We start from the raw sequence: 20360 nt of genomic DNA, 5'->3' as shown, positions 1-20360 counted from the left end.
TAGCCATCAGTCTAGCAGGAAGCCGGCAAGGCGCTGTGGACGCAGCGTAGGCTGGCCTGGATCAGGGCAGGTCCAGGCTGTAGCCGCAGCCGACCACGGTCTTGCCAGGGTGCGATTTGACGTTGGTCACGCTCAATACGACCGATTCGATCATCGCCTCGCCGGTCTTGGGGTTGGTGGTGTCTTCGCTGACAAGCTCGCGTCCGTACATCACCTTCTCGGCGTTATCCACGCCCAGTTCCAGGTTCAGTTGCTTGGCGAGCGGGCGCGGATCGGGCAGGTCCAGGATCGCCATGACGCTGGCGCCGGAAAACGCGATGTGGGTGGTGCTGTGGCCGAACACGCTGATCGGGGTATTGAGCGTGTACTCGGTCATGAACAGATTCGACTGATCCAGCGGCGTCCAGCCCAGCGCCACCGCCTTGAGCGGGTCGGCCAGCACCGGCGCCAGCGCGCTGAAATCGTCGATGCGCTGGCGGCATTCGATCAACGCCGGCAGGTCCGGCCGCACCGGTGCGGTCTGCGCCCACGCGAGAGGTGCGCTCAGCAACAGCAGGGCGCCGGCAAGGCAGAAGCGCATCAGTGTTCCCCTGCGTACGGGTCGTCGATGCCGAGGTCGGCCAGGATCTCGCGTTCGAGTTGCTCCATCGCATCGGCCTCCTTGTCGTCTTCGTGATCCCAGCCGAGCAGGTGCAAGGTACCGTGCACGGTGAGATGCGCGTAATGGGCGGCCAGCGATTTGCCTTGCTCGGCCGCTTCACGCGCCACCACCGGCGCGCAGATCACCAGATCGCCCAGCAGCGGCATCTTGATGCCCTTTGGCAGGCCTTCGGGCAGCTCGGCGGGGAAGCTCAGCACGTTGGTGGCGTAATCCTTGCCGCGGTAGTGATGATTGAGCGAGCAGCCTTCCTTCTCGTCGACCACGCGTACCGCCAGATCGGCCTCGCGGATGCGGCCCTTCAACGCAGCCGCCACCCACTTGCGAAAACTCACCGCCGACGGCAGCCCGGCGCGCGGCAGCGCATAACTGACGGCAACGTCGAGGCGGACAGGGCCCTTGGTCATGGGGAGCGCTTCCTGGGTAAGGAGATCAACGAGTGCAGGTGACCAGCAAGAGCACGGCGGGCCCATTGGCCACACGGTAGCTCGAACTGCCAAGCGGGCCGCGCCCGCAGCCGTGATTGTAATCCCGCACCCGCACCCTTGAAACGAACCCGGCTTGATCATGCAGCCAGACCCCTGCAACGCCGTCTTCCAGCAATTTGCCGACCAACAACTGGCTGGCGCGGTGCGCGTGCGCGACCGGCGAACTCTCGCAACCGCGTGCGTCGGTGACGGTTCCTGGCAAGTCGAGCAACCAGCGCGCTGAGGGAAACCGGGTCTCCATGGCCTGCAGCGCCGCGGTAGGAACACTGATGCTGACAGCTTCGGTAGCCAGGGAAATGCAAGGAGGCGTCACCTGGCTGGCCGGAATGACATCGCGGTCGACGATCTCTGGCGGTAGCGGCGTCTGGCTGGCGTTGACTGATGCCGGCGTCGCCATTGCAATTGCCAGCACTAGGCCGGCAAGTGTCCTGCTCACTCGGGATTGCCCTTGGCAGCGCTTTCCTGCTGATCGCGCTTGTCATAGGCGGTCACGATGCGCTGCACCAGCGGGTGGCGCACCACGTCGCGCGCTTCGAAGAAGGTGAAGCTGGCGCCTTCCACGTCGCGCAGGACTTCGATGGCATCGCGCAGGCCGGATTTGACGTGCTTGGGCAGATCGACCTGGGTCAGGTCGCCGGTCACAACCGCAGTGGAGCCGAAACCCAGACGGGTCAGGAACATCTTCATCTGCTCGATGGTGGTGTTCTGCGCTTCGTCCAGGATCACGTATGCGTCGTTGAGCGTGCGGCCGCGCATGTAGGCCAGCGGCGCGATCTCGATGACGTTGCGCTCCAGCAGCTTGACCACTTTCTCCACGCCCAGCATTTCATACAGCGCGTCGTAGAGCGGACGCAGATACGGGTCGACCTTCTGGCTGAGATCGCCGGGCAGAAAGCCCAGCTTCTCGCCGGCTTCCACCGCCGGGCGCACCAGGATCAACCGCTGCACACGCGATTCGTTGAGCGCTTCCACCGCGCACGCTACCGCCAGGAAGGTCTTGCCGGTACCGGCCGGGCCAATGCCGAAATTGATGTCGTGCGTGGCGATCGCGTGCAGGTACTTGGCCTGGTTGGCGCCACGCCCGCGCACGGTGCCACGCTTGACCTTGATCGCCACATCCTGGGCCTGGTAGGCGCGCTCTGCCACATGCTCCAGGTTGGCGTCGTTGAGCCGCAGGTGGATCGCGTGGGTGTCGAAGGTGGTGGTGGCGGCCTCTTCATAGAGCGCGGTCAACAGCGACTGCGTGGCAGCGACGGCCGGCTCCGGGCCGGTGACCCGGAAGATGTTGCCGCGGTTGGCGATCTCGACGCCAAGCTTGAGTTCGATTTGGCGCAGATGCGCATCGAACGGGCCAGCCAGATTGGCCAGACGCTCGATGTCGTCGGGCTCCAGGGTGAAATCGCGATGTGCAGATGCGTTCATGATCGGATCGGACAGCGCACGCAGGCGTGCGGGGTAGGGCGGGATCGAAAGGGTAGCGCGCGGCACGTGATCCCACCAACACACCGGGCGGTGCGGTCGCGCAGCGATGTCGCTGCCTGCGGCGCGAGCGGGTTTTCCACAGGCGCTGTGGAGTCACGCATCACTAACCTGTGGATAAAATTTGTCGCGCTTACTGGCGTAAGGTCTGTTCGGGTGGTGGTGAAAAAATCACCAGTGCCGGCAAGGTTGTCCACATAGGATGTGGATCGAATTCGGCAAAGCCTGTGGGTAAGTAGGAGCAGGCCTTGCGCTGCAAGGCGTTGCAGATGTGTGGTGAAATTTTAGCCAGCGGGTGCCGGCTGCTTCGACATGCGGCAACGCGATGGATGAAGTGACGCCGCATCGCGCGGCGCCACGCGCGATCAGTGCGCGCCGTCGTCCAGTTGAATGCGGCCACGCAGCGAATTGCTCATCGCCTCGGTGATCAACACATCCACGAACTGTCCGATCAAGCGCGGGTTGCCCGGAAAATTCACCGGGCGCATGTTCTCGCTCTTGCCTGTCAATTCGTTCGGGTCGCGCCGCGATGGGCCTTCTACCAACACACGCTGCACGCTGCCCACCATCGACTGCGAAATACGCGCCGCGTGCGCGCTGATGTGCGCCTGCAGACGCGCAAGACGCGCCTGTTTCACCTGCTCCGGCGTGTCGTCCTGCAGGTCCGATGCCGGAGTGCCGGGGCGACGCGAATACACGAAGGAAAAACTCTGATCAAAGCCCACGTCTTCGATCAGCTTCATGGTCTTTTCGAAATCGGCTTCGGTTTCGCCGGGGAAGCCGACGATGAAATCCGAACTGATCGAAATATCCGGGCGCACCGCGCGCAGCTTGCGGATCTTGGATTTGAATTCCAGCGCGGTGTAGCCACGCTTCATCGCCGACAGAATACGGTCGCTGCCCGCCTGCACCGGTAGATGCAGGTAATTGGCCAGCTGTGGCACGTCGCGGTAGGCATCCACCAGCGAATCGGAAAACTCCAGCGGATGCGAGGTGGTGAAACGGATCCGGCCAATCCCTTCGATCTGCGCGATGGTACGGATCAACAGGCCCAGGTCGGCGTATTGCGCCGCGTCGCCGTCATCCGCGCCGTACGCGCCGCGATACGCGTTGACGTTCTGGCCGAGCAGGTTGATCTCGCGCACGCCTTGCGCCGCCAGTTGCGCCACTTCCACCAGCACGTCCTCGAACGGCCGGCTGACCTCTTCGCCACGGGTGTAGGGCACCACGCAGAACGAGCAATACTTGGAGCAGCCTTCCATGATCGACACGAACGCCGAAGGACCGTCGGCACGCGGCTCGGGCAGGCGGTCGAACTTTTCGATCTCCGGGAAGCTGATGTCTACCTGCGACTTGCCCGATTCGCGCCGTGCGCGGATCAGCTCCGGCAGCCGGTGCAGCGTCTGCGGGCCGAACACCAGATCCACATACGGCGCGCGCTTGACGATGGCTTCGCCTTCCTGCGAAGCCACGCAGCCGCCGACGCCGATGATCACCGGTTTGCCGCCGGCCTTGAGGGCCTTCCAGCGCCCCAGTTGGCTGAACACCTTCTCTTGCGCCTTTTCGCGAATGGAGCAGGTGTTGACCAGCACCACGTCGGCGTCTTCGGGGTTGTCGGTCAGCTCCAGCCCTTCTGAGGCGGCAAGCACGTCGGCCATCTTGGCCGAGTCGTACTCGTTCATCTGGCACCCGTGGGTCTTGATGTAGAGCTTGCCGCGCACCACGGCAGGCGCGGAAGGGCGCGTTACGGGCAACGGCAACAGGGCGGGCGCATCCACGGCGGTGGCCGTGGACAGGTCGGAAACGGATGTCCCGGGCATGGCGCTTATTCCAGGCGGGTAGAAGAGAGCCGCGCAGTTTACCCGCTTGGGCAGGCAGCGTCCGCCCCGGCCGGGTGGTCGACCGCCTGGGCGCGCGTCACCGCCGGGCGCGCGGCCATTCGCGCGATATAGGCACGGGTCGGCGCCGGCGGGTCGACTAGGCCGAATTCCATCATCCACCCGAGTGCGCCGCCCCACAGCACGTCGGCCGCGCTGCAGCGTGCGCCCAACAGGTAATCGCCCTGCGCCAGTTGCGCATGCACCACCGCCAGCACGGTGTCGGCGGTGGCATAGGGCGAAAGCGAGCGCGGCGGGGCTTCGCGCTTGAGCGCAAGATCCATGATCGCCGGCTCGAAGGCCGAGCCATAGAAGGCCAGCCAGCGCAGGTAGGCCCCACGGTCGGCGTCGCCCGGCGCCGGCGACAGCCCCGCCTCCGGATACAGCTCGGCCAGGTACTGGTAGATGGCGCCCTGTTCGGTGACCACGCTGGCGCCGTGAACGATGGCCGGAATCTTGCCCATCGGGTTGATGGCCAGGAACTCCGGCGTGTGCTGCTGCCCTTGGTCCAGATCGATGCGCTGCAGGCTGTAACTGGCGCCCAGTTCTTCCAGCAGCACCAGCACCCCACGCGACCGTGAGCGGGGATTATGGAACAGGGTGATATGGCGGTTGTCGGACATTGCGGTCTCCAGGGGGCTGCGGTGGCGAGGTGGGTAGGTCATGACTGGTATGACGATCCTGCTTGGCGCTTGCGGACAGTTTCTGTCCGCAATACGGTGACGCGATGGCTTCCACCGCTGCCCGTCTGTTGCGTCTGCTGTCCCTGCTGCAAAACGGCCGGAGCTGGTCCGGCGTGGCGCTGGCCGAGCGGCTGGACATTCATCCACGCAGCCTGCGGCGCGATATCGAGCGTCTGCGCGAGCTGGGTTACCCAGTGCATGCTGCGCCCGGCAGCGGTGGTGGCTACCGCCTGGGGCAGGGCGCGGCGGCATTGCCGCTGTTGTTCGAAGAGGACGAAGCGCTCACCGTGGCAATCGCCTTGCGTGCTGCGGCGCCGGCCGTGCGCGGCATGGACGCCGCAGCCGCACGCGTGATGGCCAAACTGGACCCGCTGCTGCCGCGACGCAGCGGCCAGCGCGTCACCGCCGCGCATGCCGCCATGGCCAGCATGCCGGCCGCTGATGCGGAAGCGCTGGTCGATGCCGCGTTGCTGGCGCAGCTTGCCGCCGCCTGCCGCGACCGGGTCACGCTGCGGCTGGACTATCGCCGCCATTCCGGTGCGGCCATCACCCGCAACGTCGAGCCGGCGCTCTTGGTGAACTACGGGCGGCGCTGGTATCTGCTGGTCTGGGATTGCCAGCGCCAGGACTGGCGCAGCCTGCGCGCGGACCGGATCGACCAGGCGGTCGCCACCGGCACGCAGTTCGCCGCCCGCGCCTTGCCCGAAGAGCCGCTGCAGTTATTGCGCAAGGCCATCGGCGAGGCGCCGTTCCCGTGCCGGGCGCGGGTGCGCCTGGCCGGTAGCGTGGAAATTCTGGCAGCGCGCATCCCGCCCTGGTTGGGCGCACTGCAGGCGGACGGCCCTGTGCATTGCTGGCTTGGTCTGGGGGCGCCGAGCATGCCGGCGCTGGCAGCCAACCTGTTGTTGCTTGACCTGCCATTCGACGCAATCGCGCCGCCCGAAGCGCGTATCGCCCTGACCCAGGCGCTGAACGCGTTGCGCACGCAACTGGACCGGCTGCCGCAGTAAGAGCGGCTAACAAGACGTAGGGAGCTGTTGTCGGGTGGGCGGGGTGGCGCGCTCAGAGCCTGAGTGTTCAGGCTTATTTGGGGTTTCCGGGCGCCAGCCGCGCGCAGCTGGCGCCCGCGCAGTGGTGGTGTTGGCTGCTCCGACGCTGGCCGACACTTGGCAAGCCCTGGGCAAGCTGGGACACTCCGCCACATGAAGGGGATGTCAAGACTGCTGGGGCTGATGCTCGTCACGTTGTCGGCTGCGCCGGTCAGCGCCGGCACGCTTTACAAGTGCGTCAGCGGTGACGGCATCACCAGTTATCTGAGCAAGCGCCAGAGTGGCGCCACCTGCAGCGTCATCAGTAGCTACACCCCCGATCGTTCGGCCCGCCGTCTCCCGTCGTCTGCGTCCGCTGCTGCGGCGGCGAGCGTGTCCGCCAGCCCTGCGCGGGCTATGGCGAACATCGACAGCGGCGCGCCGGCCACGATCATCAGCCAGCCGATCAGCCAGCCACCACGGCACGCTGCCGAGGTCGCTTCGGCGCTGGTGCCGCGTACGTTACCCGTGTCAGCCACGGCGATCGTGGCGCCGCCAGCGGCAGCTGCGGTCAACCCGCGTCGGGTGGTCAGCGGGCAGGTGTACTCCTATATGAAAGACGGCGTGCGGCATTACACCAGCGCACGTCCGCGCCAGGTCGCCAGCATCGAAGGCCTGCGCACCATCCACTACAGCTTTATCGAAACCTGTTACGCCTGCGGCGCCAAGCCGGGCGTCAACTTCGGTGCGATCCGGCTCAATACCAATGCGTATCAGCAGGAAATTGCAGCGGCGGCGCGCGAGTTCGGGGTGGAAGAATCGATCGTGCGCGCGATCATCCACGCCGAATCGGCCTACAACCCGCTGGCGCTCAGCCGCGCCGGCGCGCAAGGCCTGATGCAGTTGATGCCGGGCACCGCACGCCGCTTCGGCGTCAGCGATGCCTATGACGCAACGCAAAATATTCGCGGTGGCGTGCAGTATCTGTCCTGGCTGCTGAAACGCTTCAACGGCGACCTTACCCTGGCCGCTGCCGGCTATAACGCAGGCGAGGGCGCGGTGGACCGCTACGGTGGCGTGCCGCCATACAGCGAGACCCAGCGCTACGTACAACGTGTGGGTTTGTTGGCTGGCCGCTATCGCGGTCAGGCGACCGCAGCCAACTGAGAGCGGTGAACCACCCCTGTTTTGCGGGTATGAGGCGAGCGCAGCAGGCGTCCTGAAATCCGCATATGCCAATCGCCCAATCCATGTTTTTCTGGCTGGTCTCTCCAGGCTGTCCAAGCACCTGACGACTGCGCGCTGCGTTCTGGTGGTCGCTCGTGGCGCGCATGGCAACGTGCCTGCTTGCACCGGCATTGGCAACGCATACGGCAGATAGACGCAGCGCATCGCGCACTCCTGATTGCTGCGCCTGCATCATCGCCGCTGACCCGCCTTACGCGTGTATTGCCGCTGCAGGCACTGCACAGGCACTGCGTCACAGCCATTCACAGCTTCCGCGCGCCCGGCGATCCAGGTGGTTGGTGATGGTCTGCATCGGCCGTTGCGTCGCATAGGTCCGACTGCGTACATTGCATTGTCTGTGCATTAAGCGTTCCGCTACACTGCGGTCGATTCATCGCGGCTGGACCCCCCGCCAGCCGTTGGCAGCCTCACGCTACCTAATCAAGATCGGAGAGCCGGATGGCCAACGATGGGGTTAACGCACCTGCTGATATCGGGCGTCGTCGGTTTTTGACCGCGACAACGGCCGTAGTCGGTGCGGTCGGAGCAGGATTCGTCGCAGTTCCGTTCGTGAAGTCGTGGAATCCCAGTGCACGCGCCAAGTTGGCCGGCGCACCGGTGACCGCCGACATCAGCGCCCTGCAGGAAGGCCAGCGCCTGGTCCTTGAATGGCGCGGTCAGCCGATCTGGATCGTCAAGCGCTCCAAGGCCATGCTCGACGCATTGCCGTCACTGGACGACCGGCTCAAGGACCCCAAGTCCGAGAACAAGGACCAGCAGCCGGAATACGTGCTGAAAAACCCGGAATACCGCTCGATCAAATCCGACATCTCGGTGCTGGTCGGGCTGTGTACGCATCTGGGTTGCTCGCCGGAAATGGTCGCCGAGATCCGCCCCGAGCCCTACGACCCGCAGTGGAAGGGCGGCTACTTCTGCCCTTGCCACAAGTCGCGCTTCGACATGTCCGGCCGCGTCTTCGATGGCGTGCCGGCACCGATCAATCTGCTGGTGCCCCCACACCACTACGTGGACGACAACACCTTGGTGATCGGCGTCGATCCTGACGGTGCCGGTACGTCGGCCAAAAGCACGGGGGCTGCCTGATGAGCAATATCCTGGTCCGTACCGCCAACGGCGTCTTCGATTGGGTCAACGAGCGCGCGCCCGGGTTGATGCCCATGTACCGCAAGCACATCAGCGAGTACTACGCGCCGAAGAACTTCAACCTCTGGTACTACTTCGGTTCGCTGGCCATCGTGGTGCTGGTCAACCAGATCGTCACCGGCATCTTCCTGACGATGCACTACAAGACCAGCGCCGCCGATGCATTCGCCTCGATCGAATACATCATGCGCGACGTGGAGTGGGGCTGGCTGATCCGCTACATGCACAGCACCGGCGCCTCGCTGTTCTTCATCGTGGTGTATCTGCACATGTTCCGCGGCCTGATGTACGGCAGCTACCAGAAGCCGCGCGAACTGGTGTGGATTCTCGGCATGCTGATCTACCTGGTGCTGATGGCCGAAGCCTTCATGGGCTACGTGCTGCCGTGGGGACAGATGTCGTTCTGGGGCGCGAAGGTGATCATCTCGCTGTTCGGCGCCATTCCGGTCATCGGCAATGGGCTGACCGAATGGATCATGGGCGACTACCTGCCCGGCGATGCCACGCTCAACCGCTTCTTCGCCTTGCACGTGATCGCACTGCCGCTGGTGCTGTTGCTGCTGATCGTGTTGCACATCGGCGCGCTGCATGAGGTGGGTTCCAACAACCCGGATGGCGTGGACATCAAGAAGGGTCCCAAGGGCAACCGCTGGGATGCGCACAAGCCGGCCGACGGTATTCCGTTCCATCCGTATTACACGGTCAAGGATCTGGTCGGTGTCGGGTTCCTGCTGCTGATCGCGGCTTTCATCATCTTCTTTGCGCCAGCGTTCGGCGGTCTGTTCCTGGAGCACGACAATTTCACCGAGGCCAACCGGCTGGTGACCCCGGAGCACATCAAGCCGGTGTGGTACTACACACCGTATTACGCGATGTTGCGGGTGGTGCCGAACAAGCTCGGTGGCGTGCTGGTGATGTTTTCGGCGATTGCCATCCTGTTCCTGGTGCCGTGGCTGGACCGCGCCAAGGTGCGCTCGGTGCGCTACCGCGGCTGGATTTCCAAGGTGGCACTGGGGGTGCTGGTGGTGTGCTTCGTGTGGCTGGGCGTGATCGGCTCCGGCCCCGGCACCGACGCGCACGAGACCTATGTCGGGCGTGGGCTGACCTTCCTGTATTTCGCCTTCTTCATCACCATGCCGGTGTGGACGCGGCTGGACAAGACCAAGCCGGTGCCGGAGCGGGTGACCACCCATGACTAATTCCAACGCCAAGTCATGGATGTCGCGCGTGGTCGCCTTGCTGTGCGGCCTGTTGATTGCCGGCGGTGCACTGGCGGCCGAGGGCGGGGCGGTGCAGCAGGCCGGTAACGACCTGAGCGACCGCGCTTCGCTGCAACGCGGCGCGCAGTTGTTCATGAACTACTGCTCCGGCTGCCACTCGCTGAAATACCTGCGTTATTCGCGCATGGCCAGCGACCTGGGTTTGAGCGAAGAAGAGGTCATGACCAACCTCAACTTCACCGGTGCCAAGGTTGGCGAGCATATTGAAGGCACCATGCCGCACGATGCGGCCGCCAAGTGGTTCGGCAAGGCGCCGCCGGATCTGACCTTGATCGCCCGCGTGCGTGGCACCGACTGGGTCTATACCTATCTCAAGTCGTTTTATCTGGATCAGACCCGCCCGCTGGGCTGGAACAACCAGCTGTTTCCGAATGCGTCCATGCCCAACCCGCTGTGGGAACTGCAAGGCCTGCAGCAGGCGCAGTTCGGCCCGCCCGACAAGGCGACCGGCGACAAGCCGGTGGAGGCGCTCAAACTCGGTCAGCCAGGGCGACAGACGCCGGTCGAGTTCGACCAGACCGTGCGCGATATCGCCAACTTCCTCGAATACGCGGGCGAACCTGCGGCATTGAAGCGCCAGAGCATGGGCGTGTGGGTGATCCTGTTCCTTGCGCTGCTCACCTTCATCGCCTACCTGTTGAAGAAGGAGTACTGGAAGGACGTGCATTGATTGTTGCATCAGCGGGTATCGGCCGCCGCAGCGTGCAAACCACTGCAAAAGTCGGATATCGCCAAGCGTCTTGAATGCACCAGCCATCGCTGCGCGTCGTGTTGGCTCTCCAAGTGGGGGGGGTGACGCCTCCTTGCACGAGACAGCGCTTAGAGCCCTTCTCCCTGCAGGAGTGGGGTTGGGGCGAGCGTCGGCAAGCTCGCGATGTTGCGACAAACTGCTGCGGCACCCTGCACGTCGCCACTTTTTCGTGTGACAGCGCAACAACTGCCTCATCGGAACGTTAATCAGCCTTGGCACTCTTGGCTTTTGCGTGACGTGATTGCACACTCGATAGACCGTGGTGACGGTCGGCGTTGGGCCGGCCGCGCCGATGCGGCCGGCGGATTCCGGTCGTCGGAGAGCCTTGAATGGCGACGAGTGTGCGTATGCGGAATACCTTGACTTTGTTTTCGTCCAACGACGACGTGTTGTGCCACCGGGTCCGTCTGGTCCTGGCGGCGAAAGGGGTGACCTACGACCTGGTGCCGGTCGACCCGCAAAACCCTCCCGAAGATCTGATCGATCTCAACCCCTATCATTCGGTGCCGACGCTGGTCGAACGCGACCTGGTGCTGTATGCCGCCTCGGTGGTCAGCGAATATCTGGACGAGCGCTACCCGCATCCGCCGCTGATGCCGGTGGACCCGCTTTCGCGTGCGCGCCTGCGGCTGGCAATGCTGCGCATCGAGCACGATTGGGTGCCGCAGGTGCAGGCGGTCCAGCTCGGCAACAAGACCCAGGCCGAAGCCGGCCGCAAGCGCCTGAAAGAACTGCTCACCGCATCGGTGCCGCTGTTCAAGGCCAGCAAGTTTTTCCTCAATCCGGAAATGAGTCTGGCCGATTGCGCGATGGCGCCGATCATCTGGCGACTGGACGCATTGGAGATCAGTCTGCCCAAGGATGGCAAGGCGATCGAAGACTACGGCAACCGGATCTTCCGCAACCCCGGCTTCATCCGCAGCCTGACCGATCAGGAAAAGAAGCTGCGCGATCTGCCGGGCTGATGCGACGGCTGTATGCCAACAGACCGACTTGCGTTTGCGCGGCAGCCGCTGCGCGTCGTGTGCGGGTAAAATGACGCCATGAGCGAAGATTTCCCCCGCATGACCAGCCATCGTCCGTACCTGTTACGGGCGTTGGTCGAATGGATCAACGACAACGGCATGACGCCGCACGTTTTGGTGGATGCAGGCCTGCCCGGTGTGCAGGTGCCTGCCAGCGCGGTCAAGGATGGCCGCGTCGTCTTGAATATTGCCGAGCGCGCCGTGGTCGGGCTGCAGGTCGACAACGAGAGCGTCAGCTTCACGGCGCGCTTTGGTGGCGTCAGCTATCCGGTGATGGTGCCGATGGCGGCCGTGCTGGCGGTGTACGCGCGAGAAACCGGGCAGGGCATGGCATTGCCGGATGATATCCCCGGGACCAGCACCGAGCCGCCGGATCCTGGCGCACCGCCGCCGCCGAGCGCGCCCACGCCGGACGAACCACCTAGCGGTGGCAAGCGCCCGCATTTGCGCGTGGTGAAGTAAGCAGCGCGCCAGGTATACGCGGGCCGCGCGTCCACGTGATGGAGGGTTTCAGTGCACGCGGAGCGCACCCGTCACTGCGATTGCAGCGCGCCGGATGCGTCCGGCGCGGTCGATTACGACTACGAGTACGACATTTACCGCTTCGTGGACGGCGCGCGCTGCCTGTTTGCGCGCAGCTACACCGATACGCCGGATGAGGCGCACTTTCTCAGCATCGACGTCGGTGGCAAGTCGCGTCTATTGAAGGATGCCGACTTGCTTGATCCCCTGTGCGCGTTTGCGCAGGCGCACCTGCGTCGGGAGGGCAAGCGGCAGCTGCACTGGCTGAGTGGCAGGGGGAATGGCTATGAGCCGGTGCCCGCGAGATCGACACCTGACGAGTGATCCGATTGGCTGTGGAGTGCTCGCGAGATACGCGAACATCCAGCCTCGAAGATAAGCAGTGACGGCGTGCACCGACAGGTTGCTAGTCGCTGAATCGACAGTGGGTCTGCCCGGTCAGCACCGGTGACGCGCGTCCACGCGGCGCGATGGCGATGTCAGATGTCAGCACGAGCGCATCACATTCGCCACACATCACACCCGTCACTCCAGCCGCTCTTGCTCCGGATGCAACGCCCGCACGGTGGCGACCTGCGGGCCGGTGAAGGCGATCAGTTGATCGCCACGCAGCACGAGCTTGCCGCTATGGCGATCCGCACCGTCGTAGGAGTATTCGAAGCGGAAGGTGCGCTCGAAGCCCAGCCAGCCGTTGGGCATCCTGCACACACGGATATTGGTGGAGTGCACGCTCTGGTCCAGCCACTGCACATCGGCAGCGCGGCAGGCATTACGGCCGAGGATGTCGGCACGTTCGGCGGCAGCGCGCGAAGAGTTCCAGAACGCGAACAGCGCGGCGCCGGCGATCATGAAAAGAATAAGGCTGGGCATGGCGTCAATGTGCCACGCCATGCGGCCGGTGGACAATCGCCGTGCCGGCGCCGCAGCGTTGCGAGGGTGTCGCCTTGTCGGCGGCAGAGGCCGGCACCAGCGCCGCAAGTGCGTCCAACAAACCGAGTGCGCTCACCGCCACACGGGTGCGGCCGGTGTTCGGGGCGGCACATCCCGCTCGTACCCTCCAGTTCTAAGCACGCTCTTAGCGCTGCCCGCACCCACCTGCCAATTGCTACGTTGTCTTAGCCGCTCTAAATCGTTCATCGGCGCTGCGGAGGCCGGCTTGTCTGGGTCACCGCGCAACCCCATCCATCGAGCTCCCGCCAAGTTACATCCGCGCGCCGCGCCCTCAAGATGAGGGTCCGGTGTCGGGCATCGCCAATGCATCCTGTCCTGCAACAGTTCCATCCCGTGGTCGCTGCGTGGTTCGCGCAGACCTTCGCTGCGCCAACGCCGGCGCAGATTGCCGCGTGGCCGGCGATCCAGGCCGGGCGCCACACGCTGGTGGCTGCGCCAACGGGGTCGGGTAAAACACTGACCGCGTTCTTCGCCGCCATCGACGGGTTGATCCGCGACGGGCTGGCCAATGGCGGTGCGCTGCCCGACGAAACCCGCGTGGTCTACGTCTCGCCGTTGAAGGCCTTATCCAACGACATCCACCTCAACCTGGAAGCGCCGCTGCAAGGCATCCGCGCGGCGCTGGTGGCGAGCGGATTGCCGGACGTTGCGGTGCGCACCGCGGTGCGTACCGGCGACACGCCGCAGCGCGAGCGGGCACAAGCGCGCCGCACGCCGCCGCATATTCTGGTGACCACGCCGGAGTCGTTGTATGTGCTGTTGGGTTCGGTATCCGGACGCACTGCGCTACGGCATGTGCGCACCGTCATCGTCGATGAAATCCATGCGGTAGCGGCCGACAAGCGCGGCAGCCACCTGAGCCTGACCCTGGAGCGCTTGCAGCGGCTGGCCACGCAGCCGATCACGCGGGTGGGGCTGTCGGCAACGCAGAAGCCCATCGAAACAGTGGCGCAGTTTCTGGTCGGTGTCGGCGCAGACGGGTTGCCGCCGCCGTGCGAGATCGTCGATATCGGCTACACCCGCACGCGCGACCTGGCTCTGGCGTTGCCGCCCACGCCACTGAGCGTGGTGATGTCCAACGACCAATGGCTGCAGGTGTATGCCGACGTGGCCGCGCTTGCGCAGCAGCATCGCACCACGCTGGTGTTCGTCAATACGCGGCGAATGGCCGAGCGCGCGGCGCGGCATCTGGGCGATCTACTCGGCAAGCAGCGCGTGGCGGCGCATCACGGCAGCCTGTCGCGCGAGACGCGTTTGTTGGCCGAGCAACGGCTCAAGGCCGGCGATCTCACCGTGCTGGTGGCGACCGCATCGCTGGAGCTGGGACTGGATATCGGCGATGTCGATCTGGTCTGCCAGCTTGGTTCGCCGCGCTCGATCGCCACCTTCCTGCAACGCGCCGGGCGTTCCGGGCACAAGGTTGGCGGCACGCCGAAGGCGCGCCTGTTCCCGCAGACCCGCGACGAGCTGGTCGAATGCGCCGCACTGCTGGACAGCATCCGCCGCGGCGAACTGGATGCCTTGCGCATCCCGCTGGCGCCGGTGGACGTGCTGGCGCAGCAGATCGTGGCCGAAGCGGCATGCGAAGACTGGGATGAAGATGCGCTATTCGCGCTGGTGCGCCGCGCATGGCCGTTCGCCGAATTGAGCCGCGCCAGCTTCGACAGCGTGGTGCGCATGTTGTGCGAGGGCTTCAGCACCCGGCTCGGCCCGCGCGCGGGCTACCTGCATCGCGACGCGGTGCATCGGCGCCTGCATGCACGGCGTGGCGCGCGCATGACGGCGCTGACCTCCGGCGGCACCATTCCCGAAACCGGCGACTACAGCGTGGTGCTGGAGCCGCAGGCGGAAAAGATCGGCACGGTCAACGAAGATTTCGCTGTGGAAAGTCTCACCGGCGACGTGTTTCAGCTCGGCAACGCCAGCTACCGCATCCTGCGCGTGGATGCCGGGCGCGTGCGCGTGGAAGATGCCAAGGGCGCGCCGCCGAACATTCCGTTCTGGCTGGGCGAGGCGCCGGGCCGCAGCGACGAATTGTCGGCGGCGGTGTCGCGCCTGCGTGGCGACCTGGCCGCGCGGCTGGACACCACGCCACATGTGGCGGCCTGCGATTGGCTGCAGAACGCGTTGGGCATGTCCGCCGAAGCGGCGCGGCAACTGCTGGACTATCTGGCCAGTGCGTGCGCCGCACTGGGCGCGCTGCCCACCCAGCAGTGCCTGGTGATGGAGCGCTTCTTCGATGCCAGTGGCGGCACTCAGCTGGTGATCCATTCGCCTTACGGCAGCCGGATCAATCGGGCGTGGGGACTGGCGTTGCGCAAACGCTTCTGCCGCACCTTCAATTTCGAATTGCAGGCTGCGGCCACCGAAGATGCGATCGTGTTGTCGCTGTCCACCAGTCACAGTTTTGCGCTGGAAGAGGTCGGCCGCTATCTGCATTCGTCATCGGCCGAGCATGTGTTGATCCAGGCCTTGCTGGATGCCCCATTGTTCGGCGTGCGCTGGCGCTGGAATGCGACCAATGCGATGGCGCTGCCGCGCTTCAGCGGCGGCAACAAGGTCGCGCCGCAGTTGCAGCGGATGAAGTCGGAGGATCTGCTGGCCACGGTGTTCCCGGACCAGGTGGCCTGCGCAGAGAATCTGGTCGGCGAACGCGAGGTGCCGGACCACCCGCTGGTGGCGCAGACGCTGGAAGATTGCCTGCATCACTCCATGGACAGCGAGGGCTGGTTGCAGGTGCTGCGGGGGCTGGAATCGGGCGCAATCACGCTGATTGCGCGCGATCTGGCGGCACCGTCGCCGCTGGCGGCCGAAGCCTTGAATGCGCGTCCGTACGCATTTCTCGACGATGCGCCGTTGGAAGAACGCCGCACCCAGGCCGTGCAGAGTCGCCGCTACACGCCGCAGACCAGCGACGATCTGGGCCAGCTCGACCCGCAGGCCATCGATGCGGTGCGCGAGGAAGCCTGGCCGCAGCCACGCGATGCCGAAGAAATGCACGAGGCGCTGGTGGGGCTCGGCGTGCTGCCGCTCGACGAAGCCAGCGATGCGCATTGGCAGGCCTGGTTGGCGGCGCTCGCTGCCGATGGTCGCGCTACCTGCGTTGCCTTGCACGGCAGTGCGGCGCTGTGGATCAGTGCCGAGCGCATCGACTGGTTTTTGCCGTTGTATCCGGACGCCTGCGCGCATCCACCGTTGCAGGCGCCGGAGGATTGCCGTATTGCCGCGTGGGAACGCGACTGGGCCGTGCGCGAACTGCTGCGTGGGCGCCTGTCGGCGATCGGCCCGGCGCAGGTGTCGGCGTTGTCCTCGGCGTTGCAGGTGGCCGAAGCGGAGATCGCGGTTGCGCTGGCGGCATTGCAACGCGAAGGCTATGTCATGGCGGGGCAGTTCACTGCGCACGCGCAGGCGCAGGAGTGGTGCGAACGTCACCTGCTGGCGCGCATCCATCGCTACACGCTGGGGCGATTGCGGCGCGAGATCGAGCCGGTGTCGCAGCGCGATTACGCGCGCTTTCTATTCGAGTGGCAGCATGTCGACGGCACCAGCCGCGTGGCCGGGCCGGACGCACTGGCCGGCGTGATCGGGCAGCTGGAAGGCTACGAAGCGTCTGCGGTGCTGTGGGAAAGCGAGCTGTTGCCGGCGCGTGTGCGCGACTATCAACCGGCCTGGCTGGACGAGTTGTGCACCGCCGGGCGCACGCTGTGGGCACGCCTGCGGCCCGGTGGCGGGCGCAGCGGTGCCGCGTTGCGCAGCACGCCAATCGTGTTGCTGCCGCGGCGCGAAGCGCAGCGCTGGCGCAGCCTGGCGCGCGATGCCGACGACGGACCGCTGGGGTCGCGCGCGCAACGGGTCATGACAGTGCTGCAGGAGCAGGGCGCATTGTTCTTCGACGAAATCGCCGATGCGGCGCATTTGATGAACACCGAGCTGGAAGACGCATTGAGCGAGCTGGTGATGCGCGGCCGTGCGCAGTGCGACAGCTATGCCGGGCTGCGCGCGCTGCTGGTGCCGGCGTCCAAGCGCCCGTCGGCGCTGTCGCGCCATCGGCGCCGCGCAAGCGCCTTGGGCATTCGCGATGCCGGACGCTGGGCGCCGGTGCGTGCGTTGCCCGACTTGCCGTTAGCCGAAGCCGGCGAATGCCATCAGGACACGCTCGAACACGTCGCCCGCACGCTGCTGCGTCGCTATGGCGTGGTGTGCTGGCGGCTGCTCGAACGCGAAGCCGCGTGGCTGCCGCCGTGGCGCGAGTTGTTGCGCATGTACCAGCGCCTGGAAGCGCGTGGCGAAATTCGCGGTGGCCGTTTCATCGCCGGGCTGTCCGGCGAGCAGTTCGCGTTGCCGGAGGCGATTGCCGCCTTGCGCCGCGTGCGCGCGCGGGCGTTGCCGCAACAGTGGATCTGCGTGAGTGCGAGCGACTCGAGTAATCTGCTCGGAAGCGTGCTGCCGGGCGAGCGGGTTGCACGTGTGCCGGGCAATCGCGTCGCCTCGCTGGATGGCCTGCCGATGGCGGTATGGGCGGCAGACCGCTTCCAGGCCTTGCAGGAACTCACTCCCGAGCAGGCCGAGCAGGCGTTGCGCCTGCTACAGCGCGGCCCGGGTGCCGCCGAGCAGTCGCCGATGGAGCGCTGGCTGGCTCAGGCGCCTGGCAGCGTGGCGGCGTTGCCAGCCACGCGCGGAAGCGGCCGCGACACATAGCGGCTGTCCGCAACCACCCAGCGCCATGGCGCATCCACTGCCTTGCGGATGCCGATGCGTGGCGTTGTCAGTGGGTTGGAGGGCGAGGGCAGGCCGTCGTCTTCGATCCACAGACGCGCGGCAGCGGTGGTGAGATCCAGCCCGTTGTCGGTGGCGGTCACGCCGAAGGCCTGCGCCAGGCGGCCTGGGCCGGTGGTCAGCAATTTGACCGCCGCGCCGCCGCGTGCGGTCTGCATGCTGTCGATGCCGTCGAGCGGCTCCAATGCGCGGATCAGGACCGCATGCCCGGGCGCGCCGCCGCACACTGCGTTGATCGCCCAGTGCATGCCGTAGATGAAATACACATACAGGTGCCCTGGCGCGCCAAACATCACCCGCGTGCGCGGCGTCATGCCACGAAACGAATGCGCGGCCGCATCTTCGCTGCCGCAATAGGCTTCCACTTCGGTGATGCGCCCACGGCGCCCGTCCGCGCTGACCAGTACCTTGTTGATCAGCTGCGGCGCAACCTGGCGCGCGTCGAGCGCGTAAAACGTACGGGGCAGGGGTGTGGACGGCATGTGGCCAAGCCTAGCCGCAGGAGTGTGATGTCCCTGCGGACTGTCCCGGACAGCCCGCCATTGAGGGGTAGGGTTTTTCCGAACAGAGGCTGTTGCGAGCGCATGACCTGTCACAAAAGCGCAGATCCGTTTGCATGAATACGCATTGTGGCGATGCCTGCATCTCAAGCGTGTTTTGTCGTCGCCGATAGCCATTAGCGATTGGTTAGACACGCCGCATCGCAGCGCGCGGCACGCGCAGCGCCATCGCCATCGCCGTCATGCAGCGCATGTCGCCCACGCATCATTCTTGAGAGAACTCCCCAATGTTAGGCAACTTCAAAATCGGAACCCGGCTGATCGTGGCATTCCTGATCGTCTCGGCGATCGGCGCATGCATCGGGTGGGTGGGCTATTCCAACTCCGGCCGCATCAGCGCGCTGTCGAGTTCGCTGTATGAGCGCGAATTGCTCGGCTTGTCCAATGTCAAGGAAGCCAACATCAACCTGATCTACGCGGGCCGCGCACGCGCCAACCTGTTGCTGGCCGGCAGCGCGGAAGAGCGCCAGTCGCACGTGCAGAACATCGACAAATACACCGCCAAGGTGGTCGATCACATGAGTCGCGCACGCGGCAGTTTCGAAACCGAAGAAGGCAAGAACAAGCTGGCGCAATTCGATCGCGCCTGGCAAACGTATCTGGACGAGCGCGGGCGTTTCATCGAGGCAGCCAACCGCGAAGCGCTGCGCGAAGCCAATCCGGAACTGGCCGAGCTCTCACGCGCGGTACGTGCCAGCTCGGACGAGGTGGATACCTTGATGGCCGATCTGAGTGGCCTGCGCGAGCGCAGCGCCGCTTCGGCCAACGCGGAAACCGACGCCATCCACACGCGCAGTTCCAGGATATTGATCGCCATCATCTGCGGCGGCGTCTTGCTCGGCGCACTGCTTGGTGTGGTGATCAGCCGCAGCGTCACCGGACCGATCCGCCGCGCGGTGGCGGTGGCCAATGGCTTGTCGAAAGGCGATCTCACCATGCAGATCGATGTGCATGGCCGCGACGAAACCGCGCAACTGCTCGAAGCGATGCGCACCATGGTGCAGAAGCTGTCGCAGGTGGTCGGCGAGGTCAATACCAGTGCCGAAACCCTGGCCAGTGCCTCGGAAGAAGTCAGCGCCACTGCGCAGTCGTTGTCGCAGGCGGCCAGCGAACAGGCCGCCGGTGTGGAAGAAACCAGCGCTTCGCTGGAGCAGATGACCGCCTCGATCAGCCAGAACACCGAGAACGCGCGCATCACCGATGGCATGGCCACCCAGGCCGCAAGGGAAACCGTGGAAGGTGGCGAAGCGGTGGTCGCCACCACCCAGGCGATGAAGCAGATCGCGCAGAAGATCGGCATCATCGACGACATCGCGTATCAGACCAATCTGCTCGCGCTCAATGCCGCGATCGAGGCGGCACGCGCCGGCGAGCATGGCAAGGGCTTTGCGGTGGTCGCCGCCGAGGTGCGCAAGCTGGCCGAACGCAGCCAGGTGGCCGCGCAGGAGATCGGCGAGGTGGCCAGTTCCAGCGTGGAATTGGCCGACCGCGCCGGCCGTTTGCTGGATTCGATCGTGCCCAGCATCAAGCGCACCTCCGATCTGGTGCAGGAGATTTCTGCGGCGTCCGAAGAACAGTCCTCCGGCGTCAGCCAGATCAATTCGGCAGTCGTGCAGCTGAGCCAGACCACCCAGCAAAACGCCAGCGCGTCCGAAGAGCTGGCCGCCACTGCCGAAGAGATGAGCGCGCAGGCCGAACAGCTGCAGCAGAGCATGGCGTTCTTCCGGCTGGGCGGGCAGGGCGCGACCACTGCGCCGCCCAAGCGCGGCAAGCAGGTTGCCGCACGCCCGGCGCGTGCCGCAGGGGCGCGTGGCTGGCACAGCAATGCAGCGCCTGCGTATGCGATGTCCGAGGGCCCGGACGAAGGCCAGTTCGCGCGTTTCTGAGAGAT

18 protein-coding genes are annotated in these 20360 nt (G+C 65.3%); 10 read left to right on the top strand and 8 right to left on the bottom strand.

Translation table 11 applies throughout. The annotated features are described in order from the left end of the window. Positions 1-61 precede the first annotated feature (61 nt). The 6 genes from M3O59_RS11900 to M3O59_RS11875 all read right to left on the bottom strand — a co-directional run bounded on the left by M3O59_RS11900 (position 62) and on the right by M3O59_RS11875 (position 5125). Positions 62-580, bottom strand: a complete 519-nt coding sequence (locus M3O59_RS11900) for a hypothetical protein (protein WP_116904972.1) — start codon at positions 578-580, stop codon at positions 62-64. Continuing rightward, positions 580-1065: an rRNA maturation RNase YbeY gene (ybeY, locus tag M3O59_RS11895; protein WP_064631072.1), complete on the bottom strand. Its 486-nt coding sequence runs from the start codon at positions 1063-1065 to the stop codon at positions 580-582. Before ybeY ends, M3O59_RS11900 begins: the two co-directional genes overlap by 1 nt. Positions 1066-1090: 25 nt before the next feature. Next, the gene (locus tag M3O59_RS11890; protein WP_239686954.1) at positions 1091-1543 is read right to left on the bottom strand and encodes a hypothetical protein; all 453 of its coding nucleotides are present in this window, start codon (positions 1541-1543) and stop codon (positions 1091-1093) included. Between the two features lie 35 nt (positions 1544-1578). After that, positions 1579-2568 (bottom strand): PhoH family protein, encoded by a 990-nt coding sequence (locus tag M3O59_RS11885; RefSeq protein ID WP_064631094.1) that lies wholly within the window; start codon positions 2566-2568, stop codon positions 1579-1581. Between the two features lie 422 nt (positions 2569-2990). Next, the gene (gene miaB / locus M3O59_RS11880; protein ID WP_116904971.1) at positions 2991-4445 is read right to left on the bottom strand and encodes a tRNA (N6-isopentenyl adenosine(37)-C2)-methylthiotransferase MiaB; all 1455 of its coding nucleotides are present in this window, start codon (positions 4443-4445) and stop codon (positions 2991-2993) included. A gap of 38 nt (positions 4446-4483) precedes the next feature. Next, positions 4484-5125 carry a glutathione S-transferase family protein gene (locus M3O59_RS11875; protein ID WP_116904970.1) on the bottom strand — a complete coding sequence of 214 codons (642 nt, stop codon included), beginning with the start codon at positions 5123-5125 and terminating at the stop codon, positions 4484-4486. 104 nt (positions 5126-5229) lie between these two features. Between M3O59_RS11875 and M3O59_RS11870 the strand changes: the two genes are divergently transcribed. The 8 genes from M3O59_RS11870 (at position 5230) to M3O59_RS11835 (ending at position 12506) form a co-directional block, all read left to right on the top strand. Beyond that, positions 5230-6195, top strand: a complete 966-nt coding sequence (locus tag M3O59_RS11870; RefSeq protein ID WP_064631080.1) for a helix-turn-helix transcriptional regulator — start codon at positions 5230-5232, stop codon at positions 6193-6195. 192 nt (positions 6196-6387) lie between these two features. Then, positions 6388-7380, top strand: a complete 993-nt coding sequence (locus tag M3O59_RS11865; RefSeq protein ID WP_116904969.1) for a lytic transglycosylase domain-containing protein — start codon at positions 6388-6390, stop codon at positions 7378-7380. A gap of 519 nt (positions 7381-7899) precedes the next feature. Continuing rightward, a complete protein-coding gene (petA, locus tag M3O59_RS11860; RefSeq protein WP_046963666.1) occupies positions 7900-8544 on the top strand; it encodes a ubiquinol-cytochrome c reductase iron-sulfur subunit in 645 nt (214 codons plus the stop codon). Further along, positions 8544-9803: a cytochrome b gene (locus tag M3O59_RS11855; RefSeq protein ID WP_064631084.1), complete on the top strand. Its 1260-nt coding sequence runs from the start codon at positions 8544-8546 to the stop codon at positions 9801-9803. The genes petA and M3O59_RS11855 overlap by 1 nt, the downstream gene beginning before the upstream one ends. Next, positions 9796-10554: a cytochrome c1 gene (locus M3O59_RS11850; RefSeq protein WP_116904968.1), complete on the top strand. Its 759-nt coding sequence runs from the start codon at positions 9796-9798 to the stop codon at positions 10552-10554. Before M3O59_RS11855 ends, M3O59_RS11850 begins: the two co-directional genes overlap by 8 nt. Positions 10555-10964: 410 nt before the next feature. After that, positions 10965-11600 carry a glutathione S-transferase N-terminal domain-containing protein gene (locus M3O59_RS11845; RefSeq protein ID WP_010372598.1) on the top strand — a complete coding sequence of 212 codons (636 nt, stop codon included), beginning with the start codon at positions 10965-10967 and terminating at the stop codon, positions 11598-11600. 78 nt (positions 11601-11678) lie between these two features. Beyond that, positions 11679-12122 carry a ClpXP protease specificity-enhancing factor gene (locus M3O59_RS11840; protein ID WP_116904967.1) on the top strand — a complete coding sequence of 148 codons (444 nt, stop codon included), beginning with the start codon at positions 11679-11681 and terminating at the stop codon, positions 12120-12122. A 51-nt stretch (positions 12123-12173) separates the two neighbouring features. Further along, a complete protein-coding gene (locus tag M3O59_RS11835; protein WP_116904966.1) occupies positions 12174-12506 on the top strand; it encodes a hypothetical protein in 333 nt (110 codons plus the stop codon). A 201-nt stretch (positions 12507-12707) separates the two neighbouring features. On the opposite strand, the gene M3O59_RS11830 is transcribed toward M3O59_RS11835, so the two are convergent. After that, on the bottom strand, positions 12708-13052 hold the full coding sequence (locus M3O59_RS11830) for a DUF3301 domain-containing protein (protein ID WP_373418971.1): 345 nt from the start codon (positions 13050-13052) through the stop codon (positions 12708-12710). Positions 13053-13436: 384 nt separating this feature from the next. Between M3O59_RS11830 and M3O59_RS11825 the strand changes: the two genes are divergently transcribed. Further along, positions 13437-17831, top strand: a complete 4395-nt coding sequence (locus M3O59_RS11825; protein WP_116904964.1) for a DEAD/DEAH box helicase — start codon at positions 13437-13439, stop codon at positions 17829-17831. Here M3O59_RS11825 and M3O59_RS11820 read toward each other — a convergent pair. Beyond that, positions 17771-18391, bottom strand: coding sequence for a DNA-3-methyladenine glycosylase (locus M3O59_RS11820; RefSeq protein WP_064633275.1), 621 nt, complete (start codon positions 18389-18391; stop codon positions 17771-17773). The two genes, M3O59_RS11825 and M3O59_RS11820, sit on opposite strands and share 61 nt — an antisense overlap. A 305-nt stretch (positions 18392-18696) precedes the next feature. On the opposite strand from M3O59_RS11820, the gene M3O59_RS11815 reads away from it, so the two are divergent. Further along, positions 18697-20355, top strand: a complete 1659-nt coding sequence (locus M3O59_RS11815) for a methyl-accepting chemotaxis protein (RefSeq protein WP_116904963.1) — start codon at positions 18697-18699, stop codon at positions 20353-20355. Positions 20356-20360: the final 5 nt, after the last annotated feature.

The organism is Xanthomonas nasturtii (assembly GCF_023337365.3).
In the GTDB taxonomy this organism is placed as follows: domain Bacteria; phylum Pseudomonadota; class Gammaproteobacteria; order Xanthomonadales; family Xanthomonadaceae; genus Xanthomonas; species Xanthomonas nasturtii.
Note: the sequence above shows the minus strand (reverse complement) of the source record. Positions and strands in the feature narration are given on the sequence as shown.